This is a genomic window from Solwaraspora sp. WMMD937 (assembly GCF_029581175.1).
Taxonomy (GTDB): Bacteria; Actinomycetota; Actinomycetes; order Mycobacteriales; family Micromonosporaceae; genus Micromonospora_E.
In genome coordinates this window covers 5,277,811-5,295,299 of the sequence record NZ_CP120738.1, presented here as the reverse complement: position 1 = coordinate 5,295,299, position 17,489 = coordinate 5,277,811, and the positions used below count along the sequence as shown (strand labels likewise).

Annotated in this window: 9 protein-coding genes; 6 read left to right on the top strand and 3 right to left on the bottom strand. The window is 70.1% G+C overall.

The features are described 5' to 3' along the window. Positions 1–25 precede the first annotated feature (25 nt). A complete protein-coding gene (locus tag O7621_RS23335; RefSeq protein ID WP_282231235.1) occupies positions 26–2,821 on the bottom strand; it encodes an aconitate hydratase in 2,796 nt (931 codons plus the stop codon). Between the two features lie 196 nt (positions 2,822–3,017). Here O7621_RS23335 and O7621_RS23330 point away from each other — a divergent pair, with 196 nt between their 5' ends. From O7621_RS23330 to pulA, 3 genes are all read left to right on the top strand, one after another. Beyond that, positions 3,018–3,407, top strand: a complete 390-nt coding sequence (locus O7621_RS23330; RefSeq protein WP_282231234.1) for a hypothetical protein — start codon at positions 3,018–3,020, stop codon at positions 3,405–3,407. A gap of 174 nt (positions 3,408–3,581) precedes the next feature. Beyond that, positions 3,582–4,232 (top strand): cellulose binding domain-containing protein, encoded by a 651-nt coding sequence (locus O7621_RS23325; RefSeq protein ID WP_282231233.1) that lies wholly within the window; start codon positions 3,582–3,584, stop codon positions 4,230–4,232. Positions 4,233–4,304: 72 nt separating this feature from the next. Then, the gene (gene pulA, locus O7621_RS23320) at positions 4,305–9,737 is read left to right on the top strand and encodes a pullulanase-type alpha-1,6-glucosidase (protein WP_282231232.1); all 5,433 of its coding nucleotides are present in this window, start codon (positions 4,305–4,307) and stop codon (positions 9,735–9,737) included. Positions 9,738–9,811: 74 nt separating this feature from the next. On the opposite strand, the gene O7621_RS23315 is transcribed toward pulA, so the two are convergent. Beyond that, complete coding sequence (locus O7621_RS23315) at positions 9,812–11,299, bottom strand: aminopeptidase P family protein (protein WP_282234699.1); 1,488 nt, start codon at positions 11,297–11,299, stop codon at positions 9,812–9,814. Positions 11,300–11,426: 127 nt separating this feature from the next. On the opposite strand from O7621_RS23315, the gene asnB reads away from it, so the two are divergent. After that, a complete protein-coding gene (asnB, locus tag O7621_RS23310; protein WP_282231231.1) occupies positions 11,427–13,430 on the top strand; it encodes an asparagine synthase (glutamine-hydrolyzing) in 2,004 nt (667 codons plus the stop codon). Between the two features lie 137 nt (positions 13,431–13,567). Here asnB and O7621_RS23305 read toward each other — a convergent pair whose 3' ends face one another. Then, entirely contained in the window at positions 13,568–14,620 is a 1,053-nt protein-coding gene (locus tag O7621_RS23305; protein WP_282234698.1) for a lytic polysaccharide monooxygenase, read from the bottom strand. A 423-nt stretch (positions 14,621–15,043) separates the two neighbouring features. Between O7621_RS23305 and O7621_RS23300 the strand changes: the two genes are divergently transcribed. Further along, positions 15,044–15,973, top strand: coding sequence for a carbohydrate kinase (locus O7621_RS23300; RefSeq protein ID WP_282231230.1), 930 nt, complete (start codon positions 15,044–15,046; stop codon positions 15,971–15,973). Between the two features lie 920 nt (positions 15,974–16,893). Then, entirely contained in the window at positions 16,894–17,445 is a 552-nt protein-coding gene (locus O7621_RS23295) for a hypothetical protein (protein WP_282231229.1), read from the top strand. Positions 17,446–17,489: the final 44 nt, after the last annotated feature.

Genomic DNA, 17,489 nt, shown 5'->3' with positions numbered 1-17,489 from the left:
ACCGCCGCCGTTCGTCGTACCCGGGTCAGCTGGCCAGCATCTTGCGCAGCACGAACTGCAGGATGCCGCCGTGCCGGTAGTAGTCGGCCTCGCCCGGGGTGTCGATCCGGACCACGGCCTCGAATTCGACACCGGTGTCGGTGCGCACGGTCACCGTACGCGGAGTGGCGCCGTCGTTGAGCGCGGTCACCCCGACGATGTCGATCGTCTCGGTGCCGGTGAGCCCGAGGGCGGCGGCGTCCTGCCCTGCCGGGTACTGCAGCGGCAGCACCCCCATGCCGATCAGGTTGGAGCGGTGGATCCGCTCGTAGGACTCGGCGATGACGGCCCGTACGCCGAGCAGCATGGTGCCCTTGGCCGCCCAGTCCCGTGACGAACCGGAGCCGTACTCCTTGCCGGCCAGCACCACCAGCGGCACGCCGGCCTGCGCGTACGCCACCGACGCGTCGTAGATGCTGGTCTGCTCACCGGTCAGGTGGTTGACGGTGAACCCGCCCTCGACGCCCGGCACCAGCTGGTTGCGCAGCCGGATGTTGGCGAAGGTGCCACGGATCATCACCTCGTGGTTGCCGCGCCGGGACCCGTACGAGTTGAACTCGTGCCGGGGGACACCGTGCTCGCTGAGGTAGCGCCCGGCGGGGGAGTCGGGCTTGATCGCACCGGCCGGCGAGATGTGGTCGGTGGTCACCGAGTCGCCGAGCCTGGCCAGCACCCGGGCACCGGCGATGTCGGTCACCGGCCGAGGTGTCGGTGCCATGCCCTCGAAGTACGGGGGCTTGCGCACGTAGGTCGACTCGTCGGCCCAGGTGAAGGTGTCGCCGGTGGGGGTGGGCAGCGACTGCCACTGCTCGTCGCCGGCGAACACGTCGGCGTACGCCGCACCGAACCCGGCGGCACCGATCGCACTGGCCCGCACCTGTTCGATCTCGGCATTGCTGGGCCAGATGTCACGCAGGAACACCGGCTGGCCGTCGGACCCGGTGCCCAGCGGCTCGTTGGCCAGGTCGATGTCCATCGTGCCGGCGAGGGCGTACGCGACGACCAGCGGTGGCGAGGCCAGGTAGTTCATCTTGACGTCCGGGTTGATCCGGCCCTCGAAGTTGCGGTTGCCGGACAGCACCGACACCACGGTCAGGTCGTGTTCGTTGACTGCGGCGGAGATCTCCTCGGGCAGCGGGCCGGAGTTGCCGATGCAGGTGGTGCAGCCGTAGCCGACCAGGTGGAAGCCGAGCTTCTCCAGGTACGGGGTGAGGCCGGCCCGCTCGTAGTAGTCCATGACGACCTTGGAACCCGGTGCCAGGGTGGTCTTCACCCACGGCTTGCGGGTCAACCCCCGGTCGACGGCGTTGCGGGCCAGCAACGCGGCACCGAGCATCACCTGCGGGTTGGAGGTGTTGGTGCAGGAGGTGATCGCCGCGATCACCACCGCCCCGTGGTCCAGCTCGAACCGGGCGCCGTCGGCGCCGGTCACCTGAACCGGCTTGCTGGCCCGCCCGCCGGCACCGACCGAGGCGCTGATCAGCTCGTGCGGCTTGTCGGCCGGGTCGTCGGCGCCGTCGGCGGCCGGCGGGTCGCTGGCCGGGAAGGACTCGACGCTGGCCTCGTCGGCCGGGCCGGCCACGGACGGGGTGTGGTCGTCGGCGACGTAGTCGGTCAGCGCCGAGCGGAACATGGTCTTGGCGCTGCCCAGCGGCACCCGGTCCTGCGGGCGCTTCGGCCCGGCCAGCGACGGCTCGATGGTCGACAGGTCGAGTTCGAGCCGCTCCGAGTAGTGCGGTTCGGCGGCCGGGTCGTGCCACAGGCCCTGTTCCTTGGCGTACGCCTCGACCAGCGCGACCTGGGCGTCGTCGCGACCGGTGAGCCGCAGGTAGTTGATGGTCTCCGCGTCGATCGGGAAGATCGCGACGGTGGAGCCGTACTCGGGCGACATGTTGCCGATGGTGGCCCGGTTGGCCAGCGGCACGGCGCCGACGCCAGGTCCGTAGAACTCGACGAACTTGCCGACCACGCCGTGCTGGCGCAGCATCTCGGTGATGGTGAGCACCAGGTCGGTGGCGGTGGTGCCGGCGGGTGCCTCGCCGGACAGCTTGAACCCGACGACCCGGGGGATCAGCATGCTGACCGGCTGGCCGAGCATGGCGGCTTCCGCCTCGATGCCGCCGACGCCCCAGCCCACGACGCCCAACCCGTTGACCATCGTGGTGTGCGAGTCGGTGCCGACGACGGTGTCCGGGTAGGCCTGCCCGTTGCGTTCCATGATCGTCCGGGCCAGATACTCGATGTTGACCTGGTGCACGATGCCGGTGCCGGGCGGGACGACCTTGAACTCGTTGAACGCGGTCTGCCCCCAGCGCAGGAACTGGTAGCGCTCCTTGTTGCGGCCGTACTCCAGCTCGACGTTGCGGGCGAACGCGTCCTCGCGGCCGAACAGGTCGGCGATGACCGAGTGGTCGATGACCAGTTCGGCCGGCGCGAGCGGGTTGACCTTGGTCGGGTCGCCGCCGAGCTCGCGGACGGCCTCCCGCATGGTGGCCAGGTCGACCACGCACGGTACGCCGGTGAAGTCCTGCATGAGGACCCGGGCCGGGGTGAACTGGATCTCGACGCTCGGCTCGGCGGTCGGGTCCCAGGATCCGAGTGCACGGATCTGTTCGGCGGTGACGTTGGCCCCGTCCTCGGTGCGGAGCAGGTTCTCCAGCAGGATCTTCAGGCTGTACGGCAGGTGTTCGTGACCCGCCACTGTGTTGATCTTGAAAATCTCGTAGCTCGCGTCGGCGACGCGCAGCTGGCTCTTCGCACCGAAGGTGTCGAGGCTCGCCACGTCGGACTCCTTACCGCTGTGTACCTGGTCGTCCTGGCAGTCTTTCGTACGGATTACCGCAGCATCGGGGTGAGGTAACACTTACCCGGAGCGCGGCTCGCAACAAAACCGTACGTCCGTCTTGCTATTGTTGCAACCCGGGTACCGGCTCCCGGGACGGGTTTGCCGACCAGTGCCACCGGGCACTGCGATCGGAGTGGACACCTCGACCGACCTCGACACGCTCGCCGGCTTCTTCGACCGGTACGGCGCGGCGATCACCGCCGGCGATGTACCCGGTATCGCGGACTGCTTCGCCTCGCCGGCGATGGTCGTCGCCGATGCCTACAGCTTCGCGTTCTCCTCGCCGGCGGCGGCGGCGCTGTCCTTCGTCGGCGCCGCGCCCGATTACGCGCGACGGCGGATCGTCGCGTCGCACGCCCGCTTCCACCAGGTGCAGCAGGTCAGCGCGACGTTGGTCGCGATCGAGGTGGAGTGGGAGTATCTCGATGCGTACGGGCGGTCGGTGCCCGGCCAGCGATTCCACTACCTGTTGCGGATCGGCCGCGACGCGGTGCGTATCTGTACTGTTACCCCACTCGACTAACTAGTCAGTAACTGGGCCTTTTGCGCTGCGGGTCGGAATCGCTACTCTTCCGCGGGACGCCGGTGCGAAAAGGGGGCCAACGTGGACGGCAGACACGCCGCGCGCACCACTTGGACCCCCTCCACCGTGATCGCCCTGGCACCCTGGGTGGTTGTCCTGAGTGGAGTCGCTGTCATGGTGGTCATCTTTCTGGTAGCCGCTGGCTGCGTACCCGTGCAGACCCGGGCGATCGGTGAGCCACCTCCTACCGTCGTCCCCGAGCCCGAGCCCGAGCCGCGGGTTGCCCCGACCCCGCCGGCGGTGAAAACCGGAGGCCAGCTTGTCGCCGCCGCCCCGCCGCCGTCCGGTGAGGCGGTGCTGCGACCCGCGCCCTCCTCGCCGGCACCATCCACTTCGGCTGCCATGCCGCCGTCGCCGGCCGGTCCGACCCACCGGTCGGTCGAGTCGCCGCGCGCCACCACCCCTGCCCCGCCCCGCACCCCGGCGCCGTCCGTCGATCCCGACGTGGTCGGCCGCTACCGGGTGCTCCAGCAGTTCGGCGACGGGTTCATCGCCGAGGTGCTGGTGGTGAACACCTCGCGGCGCGATCGTGACTGGACCGTCACCGTGCGGTTCCCGGACAACGTCGGCCGGTTGTACGCGGCCTGGGTCGAAGGCGCGCCGCAGGCGACCATGCGCCGGTCCGGCCGGGAGTACGTCTTCACCGGTTCGGTGCCGGTCGGGGCCCGCTCATCCGTGCCGCTGCGGTTCCACTTCGAACGCCACGGCCACGGCGCCACCCCGCAGCGGTGCCTGGCCAACGGCGCGCCCTGCGACCTGGACTGACCACGCCTGCAAGATATTGCAGAATCTTGCAGCAAGGGTTAGCGTGCGCTCATCGCCAACGGAAGGCTGTCGATGGAAGCCGCACCCGTCCGCACCCGTGCGTCCCGCCTGGCACCGTACGGTCTCGCCGCCGTCCTCGCCGCCACCCTGGTCGGCGTCCCGGCGCCGGTGGCCGGTGCCGCACCCACCGGTGCCGTACCCACCGGGACCGTCAGCCGCGCCGAACAGTTCTACTTCCTGCTGCCGGACCGGTTCGCCAACGGCGAGCCGGGCAACGACCGGGGCGGGCTGACCGGCGACCGGCTCGTCACCGGTCACGACCCCACCGACAAGGGCTTCTACCAGGGCGGCGACCTACAGGGTGTGATCGACAACCTGGACTACATCCAGGGCCTGGGCACCACCGCCATCTGGCTCGCCCCGGTCTTCGTCAACCGACCGGTGCAGGGCAGCGGCGACGACGTGTCGGCCGGCTACCACGGGTACTGGATCACCGACTTCACCCAGGTCGACCCGCACTTCGGCAGCACCGCCGACCTCAAACGGCTCGTCGACCTCGCCCACCGACGCGGCATCAAAATCTATCTGGACGTCATCGTCAACCACACCGCCGACGTCATCTCCTACGCCGAGGACAGCTACAGCTACGTCGACAAGGCCACCGAGCCGTACCGCGACGTCGCCGGCCGCCCGTTCGACGACCGCAACCACGCCGACGGCAGCCGCGCGTTCCCGGACGTCGACACCGACGCGTTCCCGTACACCCCGGTCGTCGACCCCGCCGACGCGCGGGTCAAGGTCCCGGCCTGGCTCAACGATCCGACCATGTACCACAACCGGGGCGACAGCACCTTCATCGGCGAGAACAGCGAGTACGGTGACTTCTTCGGCCTCGACGACCTGTGGACCGAACGTCCGGAGGTGGTCCACGGCATGACGAAGATATTCGCCGACTGGATCCGTGCCACCGGAGTGGATGGCTACCGGCTGGACACCGTCAAACACGTCAATCTCGACTTCTGGCCGCAGTTCAGCCACGGCATCGACGACGCCGCCCGACGCGCCGGGCGCCCCGACTTCTTCATGTTCGGCGAGGTCTACTCCGCCGACCCCGAGGTCACCTCGACCTACGTCCGCCGGGGTGGGCTACCGGCCACCCTCGACTTCGGCTTCCAGGAGGCAGCCCGGTCGTACGTCGCCGACGGCGGGTCCGCGACCGCCCTGGCCGAGCTGTACGCCGCCGATCCGCTCTACACCGCCCGGGACACCGACGCCGGCCGGCTGCCCACCTTCCTCGGCAACCACGACATGGGCCGGATCGGCACCTTCGTCGTCGACGGTGGCACCGACCCGGCCAGCCACCTGCGCCGCGACCTGCTCGCCCACGAACTGATGTTCCTCACCCGGGGCCAGCCGGTGATCTACTCCGGCGACGAGCAGGGCTTCACCGGCGCCGGGGGAGACAAGGACGCCCGGCAGACGATGTTCGCCTCGCGGGTCGACGACTATCTCGACGACGACCTGCTCGGCACCGACCGCACGCACGCCGACGACCAGTTCGACCGCGACCACCCGCTCTACCGGGGCATCGCCGAGCTCGGCGCGCTGCGCGCCGGCCACCCGGCGTTGCGCGACGGCATCCAGGTCACCCGGTACGCCGCCGACGGCCCCGGGGTTTTCGCCTTCTCCCGCGTCGACCCGGCCGAGCGCGTCGAGTACGTCGTCGCGGTCAACAACGCCACCACCGTCCAGCAGGTCACCGTCGACACCTGGTCACCCGGTGCCACCTTCACCAACGTGTACGGCGGGCACCGGCCGGTCCACGCCGACGCCGCCGGGCGGATCACGGTCACCGTGCCGGCGCTGTCCTCGCTGGTGCACGCCGCCGGCACCCCGATCCCGACACCGGCCGGCGTACCGTCGATCTCGATCACCGCCCCGGCTGACGGCGCCGCCGTCGCCACCCGGGCCACCGTCACCGCCGAGGTGACCGGTGACCCACTGGCCGAGGTCACCGTCTCCGCCCGGGTCGCCGGCGGCAGGTGGACCGTGCTCGGCCGGGCCGGGCACGCCCCGTACCAGGTGCACCACGACCTCGCCGGGTTGGCCGGCGGCACCCGGATCGAGTACAAGGCGGTGGTGCGCGACAGCAGACACCGGACCGCCACCGCCAGGACCACCGCCGTGGTCGGCACCCCGCCGTCCGGCGACGCCCGCGACTGGCTGGTCGTGCACTACCAGCGCCCCGACGGCGACTACACCGACTGGGGCCTGTACACCTGGGGCGACATCGACCCGGACTGGCAGACCACCTGGCCGACCGGTCAACCGTTCGCCGGCGAGGACAGCTACGGCCGGTTCGCCTGGGTGAAACTCGCCCCCGGCGCGAGGTCGGTCGGCTTCCTCGTCGTCGACGGCGACGGCACGAAGGACGTCGACGTCGACCGGACAGTCGACGTGGACGCGACCGGCGAGGTGTGGGTCAAGCAGGGCGACCCGGCGCTCTACCCGACCCGCCGCGACGCCACCGGTGAGGACGGTCCACCGGTCGACGACGGCGTGGCGGTGCTGCACTACCGCCGCGCCGACGGCGACTACACCGGCTGGGGGCTGCACGTCTGGGGCGGCGCCGCCACCCCCACCGACTGGGACGAGCCGCTGCCGCCCGCCGACCGCGACGACTACGGTGTCACCTTCCGGGTGCCGCTGGCCGACGGCGCGACCGGGCTGAGCTACATCGTCCACCGGGGGGACGACAAGGATCTGCCGGCCGACCAGCGGCTCGACTTCGCCGCCGCCGGCCGCGAGGTGTGGCTGCTCGCCGGTGACCCGCAGCGACTGCTGCCACCGGCACCCGGCGGCGCCGGCCGCGACCTCGACCTGACCGCGCGGCGGGCCCACTGGATCGACCGGTCCACCGTGGCCTGGGCCACCGGACCGACCGACGGCAGACGCTACGACCTGGTCTGGTCACCCGACGGCGGGCTGCGGGTCGACGGCGACGAGCTCGTCGGCGACCATCGGTCGATCCCGCTGACCGCGCGGCGCAACGGGCTCACCGAGGACCAGCGGGCCGCGTTCCCGCACCTGTGGGCGCACCGCGCGTTCACCGTCGACGTCCGGGACCGGGCGACGGTCGCCGCCGCGCTGCGCGGCCAGGTCGCGGTCACCGAACGCGACCACGAGGGTAACCTGCTGGCCGTCACCGGCGTGCAGACGCCGGGCGTGCTCGACGACCTGTACGCCGCCGCGACGAAAGCCCCGCTCGGGGTCACCTTCACCGGCCGGCGGCCCACCCTGTCGGTCTGGGCGCCGACCGCCCGTACCGTGGCGCTGGAGTTGTTCGACACGCCGACCGTCGAGCCGCAGACCGTGGCGATGCGCCGCGACGACCGCACCGGCGTCTGGTCGGTACGCGGTGAGTCGTCCTGGTCCGGCCGCTACTACCGCTACCGGGTCGACGCCTGGCAGCCGGCCGCCGGGCGGATGGTGACCACCTCGGTCACCGACCCGTACGCGGTGGCCCTGGCCGCCGACTCCACACACAGCCTGATCGTCGACCTCGACGACCCGGCGCTGACCCCGGACGGCTGGACGCGGCTGCGCAAACCGGCGGCGGTGCCGGCCGGCCGGACCCAGATCCAGGAGGTGTCGGTCCGCGACTTCTCCATCGCCGACCACAGCGTCCCCGCCGAGCGGCGCGGTACCTACCTGGCGTTCACCGACCCGGACAGCACCGGGATGCGGCATCTGACCGCGCTGGCCGACGCCGGCGTCACCCACCTGCACCTGTTGCCGACCTTCGACTTCGCCAGCATCCCGGAACGTCGCGCCGCGCAGGCCGAGCCGGACTGCGACCTGGCCGCGCTGCCGCCGGACTCGCCCCGCCAGCAGGAGTGCGTCGCCGCCATCGCCGACCGTGACGGCTACAACTGGGGCTACGACCCGCTGCACTACACGGTGCCGGAGGGTGGCTACGCCACCGACCCGGACGGTGCCGCCCGGACCGCGGAGTTCCGCGCGATGGTCGCCGGGCTCAACGCCGCCGGGCTGCGGGTGGTGCTCGACGTGGTGTACAACCACACGTCGGCGGCGGGTGTGGACCGGCACTCGGTGCTGGACCAGATCGTTCCCGGCTACTACCACCGGCTGCTCGACGACGGCACCGTCGCCACCTCCACCTGCTGTGCCAACACCGCCCCGGAACACGCCATGATGGGCCGGCTGGTCGTCGACTCGGTGGTCACCTGGGCGAGGGCGTACAAGGTGGACGGTTTCCGGTTCGACCTGATGGGCCACCACCCGAAGGCCAACATCCTGGCGGTACGCCGGGCGCTGGACCGGCTGACCGTGGCCCGGGACGGGGTGGACGGCCGGTCGATCCTGCTCTACGGCGAGGGGTGGGACTTCGGCGAGGTCGCCGGCGACGCCCGGTTCGTCCAGGCCACCCAGGCCAACATGGCCGGCACCGGGATCGGTACGTTCACCGACCGGCTGCGTGACGCGGTGCGCGGCGGCGGCCCGTTCGACGCCAACCCCCGGGTGCAGGGCTTCGCCACCGGCCTGTTCACCGCCCCGAACGGGGATCCGGTCAACGGCAGCCGCGCCGAGCAGCAGACCCGGTTACGCCACCAGCAGGACATCATCAAGGTCGGCCTGACCGGCAACCTGGCCGGGTACTCGTTCACCGCTGCCAGCGGCGAACGGGTGACCGGCGCCGACGTCGACTACAACGGCTCACCGGCCGGCTACACGGCGGCACCGGGGGAGGCGGTGACCTACGTAGACGCCCACGACAACGAGATTCTCTACGACGCGCTGGCGTACAAGCTGCCGGCCGGCACGTCGGTCGCCGACCGGTCCCGGGCCCAGCTGCTCGCGCTGTCCACGGTGATCTTCGCTCAGGGCACCGGGTTCGTCACCGCCGGCAGCGAACGGCTGCGATCCAAGTCGTTGGACCGCAACTCGTACAACTCGGGGGACTGGTTCAACCAGATCCGCTGGGACTGCGCCGCCGGCAACGGATTCGGCGCCGGGCTGCCGTCGGCCGCCGACAACGCCGACAAATGGCCGTACGCCGGCCCGCTGCTCGCCGACCCGGCCCTGGTGCCGGACTGCGCCACGATCGAGGCGACCGCCGCCCGGTACGCCGAACTGCTGCGAATCCGTGCTTCGTCACCGGTGTTCGCCCTGTCCACCGCCCGCGAGGTGCAGCAGCGGGTCAGCTTCCCGCTGGCCGGGCCGGCCGAGACCCCCGGCGTGATCACCATGCGGCTGCGCTCCGCCGGCCTGGACCGGCGGTGGCGGTCGGTGACGGTGATCTTCAACGCGACTCCGCAGACCGCCCGGCAGCGGCTGCCCGAGCTACGTCGGACCACCGTCGAGCTGCACCCGGTGCTGCGCGACTCGGCCGACCCGGTGAGCCGGCAGGCCAGCTTCGACGCCGCCACCGGCACGTTCACCGTGCCGCCGCGTACCGTGGCGGTCTTCGTCCAGCCGACCTGACGGCGTCACCGGACCGGCACCGGGTCAGGCAGATGGTGGGAGGGACAGTCGAACGTCAGCGCAGTCGAGCGTCGTCAGGGCAGCCGGGGTCCGGCGTCGCGCTGCGCCGCCAGCCAGGCCTCGACCTCGCCGGCCTGCCGGGGCAGCCCGGCCGACAGGTTCACCGCCCCGGCGGCGGTGACCAGCACATCGTCCTCGATCCGGATGCCGACTCCGCGCAGCTCCTCGGGCACAAGCTCGTCCTCCGGCTGGAAGTACAGGCCGGGCTCGACGGTCAGCACGTACCCCTCGCCGAGCTCGCCGTCGCGGTAGCGTTCCTTACGGGCGTACGAGCAGTCGTGCACGTCGATGCCGAGCATGTGGCCGAAGCCGTGCAGCGTCCACCGGCGGTAGACGGTCGACTCCTTGTCCATCGCCTCGTCCACGCTGACCGGCAGCACGCCCAGCTCGGCCAGGCCTTCGGCGAGCACCCGCATGCAGGTCTGGTGCACGTCGCTGAACTTCACCCCCGGCTTGATGTAGTCCATCCCGGCCTGCTGCGCGGCGTAGACGATGTCGTAGACCTGGCGCTGCAGGGCGGTGAACCGGCCGGACACCGGCAGGGTCCGGGTCACGTCGGCGGTGTAGAGGTGGTGCCCCTCCACGCCCATGTCCATCAGCAGCAGGTCACCCGGACGGGTGACGCCGTCGTTGCGTACCCAGTGCAGGATCGTCGCGTGCGCGCCCGCGCCGACGATCGAACCGTAACCGACGTCGTTGCCGTCGTGTCGGGCACGCAGCGCGAAGATTCCCTCCAGCAGCCGTTCGGCGACCGGTCGGTCGGCCGGCAGCACCCGGGCCACGTCCTCGAAGCCGCGGACCGTCGCGTCGATCGCCGCCTGCAGCTGGGCGACCTCCCACCCGTCCTTGACCAGCTTCGCCTCGGCGATCGCCGTGGCCAGCTCACGGTCGCGGTCCCCGGTGTCGTCACCGCTGTCGTACGGCAGCACCGCCGCGTCCACCCGCGGGTCGAAGCCACGGAGCACCCGGGTCCGGGCCGGCGCGCACCCGGCCAGCGCCTGCGGCAGCTCACTGAGCGGTGCCGTGCGCAGACCCAGCTCGGTCGACTTCTCCGCCAGGGTGCGCCGCCGGCCCACCCACAACTCGCCGTCGCGGCTGCGGAAGAACTCGTCATTGTCCCGCGACGACCGCTGCCGGGTGTAGAGCACCGCGTCGTGTCCGTCCCCGGTCGGGTGCAGCACCAGCACGCTGTCCGGATCGTGGTCACCGGTCAGGTAGACGAAGTCGCTGCCCGGCCGGAACGGGTAGTCGGTGTCGTTGGCCCGGGTCTTCTCGGTGCCGGTGGGCACCACCAGGGTCTCGCCGGGGAAGGCGTCGGCGAGGGCGGCGCGACGGCGGGCGTGGTTCGGTGCCTCGGTACGCGGGGCGAGCGGCAACGTGTCGTCGCGCCAGCCGGTGCGCATGAACTCCAGAAGCTTCTCCGGGAAGTCCGGGTCGTGCGACTCGGTGCGCGGCTGCTCGGCGACGACCTCGGCGGTCGTCTCGGTGCCTTCGGCGGTCATCTCGGTGCCGGTGGCTCCGGCCCGGTCCGGTGCCGTGCCCTCGGTCTGATCTTGTGTCACTGCGTCCTCCCCACGGTTGGGCGTACTCGACGGTACCGCGTGACCGGCACGTGAAAAGATGTCTGCCATGTGCGGACTCCTGGCCTTTTTCAGCGCCCGCGGCGACGCCGGCGCACACCGCGACGCGATCGCCCACGCGTTGGAATGCCTGCACCACCGTGGCCCGGACGAGACCGGCGTGGAGGTGATCGGCGACCCGACCGGCCGGTGGGCGGACGCGGTGTTCGCGCACAAGCGGCTGGCTATCATCGACGTGGCGTCCAGCCAGGAGCCGCTCGCCTACGCCGACGGCCGCTACCTGCTCACCTTCAACGGCGAGATCTACAACTACATAGAGCTGCGCGACCAACTGGTCCGGGAGTTCGGCGCGCAGTTCGCCACCGCCGGTGATGGTGAGGTGATCGTCGCCGGGTACCACTACTGGGGCGAGAAGGTGCTGCACAAGCTGCGCGGCATGTTCGCCTTCGTGATCTGGGACCGGCAGCGGCGTCGCGCGTTCGGCGCCCGGGACTACTTCGGCATCAAGCCGCTGCACTACCTGCAGACCCCGGACGGCATCTACCTGGCCTCGGAGAAGAAGGCGCTGCTGCCGTTCTCCGCCGCCGCGGGTGCCGGCGACGCCGGGGTGGACACCGCGAACCTGTCGCATTATCTGACCCTGCAGTACGTGCCCGAGCCGCGCACCCTGCACTCCGGAATCAGCCGGATCGGCTCCGGGGAGTGCCTGACCTGGTCGCCGCCGGCGCTGGACCCGACGACCGGTCGGCCGGCGCCGGACCCGGCCGGCGGGGTGCAGGTCCGCCGCTGGTACCAGCCGATCTTCCGGCCGACGTCGACGCCGGACCCGCAGCGGCTGTACGACGAGATCCGCGAGACGCTGCGGGAGAGCGTACGCATGCACATGCGGGCCGACGTGCCGGTCGGAGCGTTCCTGTCCAGCGGCATCGACTCGACCGCGGTGGTGGCGCTGGCCCGCGAGTTCAACCCGAACATCCTGACCTTCACCGTCGGGTACGACGTGTCGGGCTACTCGGAGATCGAGGTCGCCCAGGACTCGGCCCGGCACCTGAACGTGACCACCATCCCGACGAAGATCGGGCCGCAGGACATGATGGAGGCGCTGCCGCGCATCGTCTGGCACCTGGACGACCCGGTGGCCGACCCGGCGCTGGTGCCGCTGTACTTCGTGGCGCAGAAGGCCGCCGAACACGTGACGGTGGTGCTCTCCGGCGAAGGCGCGGACGAGTTCTTCGGCGGCTACACCATCTACCGTGAGCCGCTGTCGCTGGGCGCGGTGCACGGACTGCCGGATCCGATGCAGAAAGGGCTGCGTGCCGTCTCGAAGGTGATCCCGCAGGGGGTCAAGGGCAAGAGTTTCCTGGAGCGGGGCACCACCCCGATCGAGGAGCGCTACTACGGCAACGCGCGGATGTTCACCGAGGAGGAGAAGCGGCACCTGCTGCGCCGCTACGACCCGTCGGTGCGCTACACCGACGTGACCGCGCCGATCTACGCCGAGTGCGCCGAGCTCGACGACGTCACCAAGATGCAGTACGTCGACCTGTACACCTGGCTGCGCGGCGACATCCTGGTCAAGGCGGACCGGATCTCGATGGCGCATTCGCTGGAGGTGCGGGTGCCGTTCCTCGACAAGGAGGTCTTCGACGTGGCCGCGAAGATCCCGGTGGAGCTACGGCTGCCGCCCCGCTCCGACGCCACCAAGTACGCGATGCGCCAGGCCCTGCAGACCGTGGTGCCGCCGGCCATCGTGAACCGCCGCAAACTCGGCTTCCCGACCCCGACCCGGGTGTGGCTGCGCGGCGAGATGTACGAGTGGGCCCGGCACATCTTCGCCACCTCGGGCGCCGGTGACCTGCTCGACCTGTCGTACGCGATGCGGCTGCTCGACGAGCACAAGCGTGAGGAGGCCGACCACTCCCGCAAGGTGTGGACGGTGCTCGTGTTCTGCATCTGGCACGCGATCTTCGTGGAGCGTTCGCTCGACCCCGGCATCCGGCGCAACCAGTCGGCGCTGCTCACCAAGCCGGTGGTCGGGTCGATGGTGGCCTGACCCACTGCGGTCCCGCGTCGCCGGGACTACCGAGTCACGCGTCGACCCGACCTGCGAGGCCACGCACCGACCGGGCCCGGCAGCGTTTCGCGCTGCCGGGCCCGGTCAGGTGGGAATCTGCCGTGTGCGGCGGTGGATCAGCTCGCTGAGCAGGCCGTCGACGGTGTGCCGGGGCTGCCGTTGGCGACGAAGCCGAACGTGGTCGACCCGCTCGGCGACAGCGACCCGTTCCAGGCCGCGTTGCGGACGGTGACGCTCGATCCGCTCACCGTGTGGGTGCCGCTCCACAGGCTGTTGATGGTGACCCCGCTGCCGAAGTTCAGGGTCGTGGTCCATCCGCCGATGCTCGCGGAACTGTTGTTGGTGACTGTCACTTCACCCTGGAATCCACCGGACCAGGAGCTGGTGGTCCGGTAGGTCGCCGAGCAGCCGCCGGTGGGCGGGTTGCTGGTCGGCGGCGCGGTGGTCGGCGGGGCCGTGGTGGGCGGGGGAGCGGTGGTGGGCGGCGGCGCGGTGGTTGGCGGCGGGGTCGGATTCGGGTTGCCCCCGATCCCGGTGACCTCACCGTTGCCACCGTCGAACGTCACGTCCGAGCAGCCGAAGAAGTTCTCCTGGCTGTCCGAGCGCACCCACCGCGAGTAGATGATGTGCCGGCCGCTCTTGTTGCTGGGCAGGTTGCCGCTGAAGTAGTAGTGGCCGTCGTTGGTGCCGACCGCGCCCCGCTGCGGCGGGTTGGTCACCGTCAGGAACGGGGTCGCCTCCAGGTCGCTCCAGGCCAGCGCGCGGTTCGGGCTCCAGCTGTCCTTGGTCACGTAGAAGTAGAACGTGCCAGGGTGGTGGGCCCAGTTGCTGTACTTGAACTCCATCCGGGCACCGGCGGTCAGGTGGGTCAGCGGCCAGTCGTTGCGGGCCAGGTTGTATCCGGAGAAGCCGGAGTTGCCGCCGCTGCACAGCTGTCCGTCGGGGATGAAACCGGTGGTGCGGCCACCCGCGTCGGAGCGCAGCACGCTGAACCAGTTGTACAGCGAGTTGGCGCCGCTCTGAGCGACGGCGGCCGAGCAGGCCGGGTTCTGCGGGATGATCTGACCGGTCTGCGTCAGACCGTCGACCCAGCAGAGGTAGGTGCGGCTGCCCGGCGTCATGGCGGCACCGTGCGCCGAAGCCGCGTTGGGGGTCACCACCGTGAGCAGGCCGGCGGTGAGCGCGGAAGCGGCGGCAACTACCGCCACTCTGCGTAGAGCTTTCACCGAGACTCCTTCGTGAACCGGTCCACGGCGCGGGACAGACCCGGGCCGGCGGACAGGGCGATGGGTTCCGACATAACGGAACGTCAGGAAACATGAGGAGGAACGGCGACTGGCCGGCCGTGCCGCGGACGCGGTTGACCGACGTGCCGTCCGATGGACGTCTAGCGCGCTCGCGCAGCTCCCGGCGAGTCCGAAAGACAGCGAGTTGCCCCCACGCCGTCCTGGTAATCGATATCCCACCATACATCGATCGGAAGTGCAATAGTCACTGCTCGATGTGCGGGGCGCGGTGCGGGGTGGTGACCGGGGCCCGGGCGCCGACCTGGCAGACTTCGGAGCGGCAAAACTGCAGGTGGAAGGAGATCCATGCGGTACGCGGTGGTGCTCGGCGAGGCACTGATCGACCTGCTCGACGGCGAATGCGCCGGCCAGCCGGTCTACCGCCAAGTGATCGGCGGGGCGCCGCTGAACGTCGCGGTCGGGGTCGCCCGGCTCGGCGGCGCGGTCGAGTTCGCCGGGACCCTCGGCGATGATCCGCTCGCCGACCGGATCCGCGACTTCCTGCGTACCGCCGGGGTCGGCGACCGGGCCCTGGTCACCGTGCCCACGCCCACCACCCTGGCGGTGGCCACCTTCACCGGCGCCGAGCCGGACTTCCGCTTCTACGGCGACCCGCCCTCGTACGGGCTGCTCGAACCGGCCAGCCTCGACGGGAAACTGGTCGGCGACGCCGCCGTGCTCTACTGCGGTTCCATCGCGCTGCTGTGCGAGCCGACGCTGACCGCCGCCCGACAGGCCTGGGCGGGCACCGGCGGGCTGCGGGTGTTCGACCCCAACGTCCGGCCCCGGCTGTTGCCCGACGCCGCGTCTCTGACCGCGTACCGGCAGGTCGTCGCCGGCTTCGCGGCAACCGCCGACCTGGTCAAGCTGAGCGCCGCCGACGCCGAGGTGCTCTACGACGGCGCCGACCCGGTGACCGCCGCCGCGCTGCTGCACGATCTCGGCGCCGGTGCGGTGGTGGTCACCCGGGGCGCGGCCGGCGCCCTGGTCAGCGCCGGCCGCGAGGTGCTGACCGTGGCCGCCCCGACGGTGGCTGCGGTCGACGCCACCGGCGCCGGCGACTCGGTGATGGCCGCACTGATCGCCGAACTGCTCGGCACCGGGCTGCCGGCCGACGTCGCCGGCTGGGCCGCCCGGGTCGGGTTCGCCCTACAGGTGGCGGGGCTGGTGTGCGAGTCACCGGGCGGCGCGGTGTCGATGCCCACCCGGACAGCCGTCGCCGAACGTTTCGGCTGACCTGGTCGTCGCTGACGTTGGCGTCGAGACCGGGTAGCCGGGGATGGTCAGCGCGCCCTCGTTGAGCGATTCGGCAGCACGTGCACCCGGTCGGCGACCTCGGTGACAGTCGGCTCCATCCAGGTGGGAATCCACGTGGGACCCAGGTTTCGCGGACATTTCACACCAGTATCGCTGGAACCTTGACCGGTGTACGTGAGCGCTAACCGGATGAGGCTCCGGTCACGTCCGCGTGTCAACGGTGAGGTGCGGCGACCGCCTGGATCTCGGCGATGGTTGGCGCTCACCGCGTCGGACTTCGACGCCGCCTCGCGTGCAGCACGGCCGGCGTGTCCGCTGCTGCGGGTGCCCTCCGGAAATGGGTCGACGGACAGATTGTCCGTCGACATTGATGGAACTGCGGTAAGTTACCAAGATGATAAGTATGCGCTGGTATGAATACTGATAAGATTTGATGTTCGGGCCTCTTGGTGCTGAAGTGCTGAGTGCTTAGAGATCCACAAGTCTCCGCGTCACCCATGGGGCATCCGCTCGTTGTGGTACGGACCGCTGCGCCGTGCGGTAGGGGTGCCCAACGTTGGGAGAAGAATGGGAGCGTTTGGATTCCAAATCCATCCCGATATCGAGGTCAACAACGTCTTGGAGGATCTGAGAATCCGCAATTTCACGGTTGAACTGGATCAACCGGAGGGAGCGATTGTCTGCGCCAAGGGTTGCCATCAGAGAAGTGTAAGCTGGCGCCCGCAGAACGCCGAGAGGTATGCCAAGAGACTTCTGGATTGGGCTAACTCGCTAGACTGTCGGCGGCGCCCCAGAAGGGTGCGGAAGCGGAATTGGAGGCTTGGATCCCATAGGGAGCTGGTGCGGGAGTGGAGGTTAGAGTCGTCTTGCGAGTCGTGCCCCGAGGGTGGAGCTCCGGCTTGCGGCCAGTCGAGGCCGAACTGCACGCAGATGCAAAACACGTCCTGGAAGAAATCCTCGGGGTTGCGGATGCCGCTAAGGTCGCAGATATCTCGACCTCCAGTGACGCGATCGAAGGCGTCATCGAAGTCGAGGCCTTCGTCGAGGCGGAGACGGAAGGTGCTGCAGTCGACCGGCTCGTGAGTGATTTCCTTGTTGCGGCGCGTGCTGTTGAGCGCAGTCGGCCAGGTGTTCGTCGTCCGATCGGCTATCGCATACATCGCATCTACGTAGAGTATTCTAGTGGTCAGTTTTCTCGTGGTGACGGTGGTGATGTGCCGCGCGGGGACGATCGTGGTGGTGAAGCGATGCGCGGTGCATTCCTTGGTGGGCAGATTGGTGGCCAATGGGACATAGCCCTGCCGGACGCCGATGATGCCGCAAGAAAACCGCCACCGACGGATGGTAAAGGGATCTCTAGGGGCGGTAGAGATCGCAGGTTGCAGCCACGTTATCGGGTGGAATCAGGTGTGGGGTGGCATCCCGCGTCGGCGCGGCCACCAGGTATGTGACGCAGTCCTGCTGATGGCTCACGGCAAACGCACACGAGTTCCCG

Excerpts from the sequence above, each read along its gene's own strand:
- O7621_RS23325 (WP_282231233.1), top strand. The coding sequence starts at position 3,582 with ATGGTGGTCATCTTTCTGGTAGCCGCTGGCTGCGTACCCGTGCAGACC.
- pulA (WP_282231232.1), top strand. The coding sequence starts at position 4,305 with ATGGAAGCCGCACCCGTCCGCACCCGTGCGTCCCGCCTGGCACCGTAC.
- O7621_RS23315 (WP_282234699.1), bottom strand. The coding sequence starts at position 11,299 with ATGACCGCCGAAGGCACCGAGACGACCGCCGAGGTCGTCGCCGAGCAG.
- asnB (WP_282231231.1), top strand. The coding sequence starts at position 11,427 with ATGTGCGGACTCCTGGCCTTTTTCAGCGCCCGCGGCGACGCCGGCGCA.
- O7621_RS23300 (WP_282231230.1), top strand. The coding sequence starts at position 15,044 with ATGCGGTACGCGGTGGTGCTCGGCGAGGCACTGATCGACCTGCTCGAC.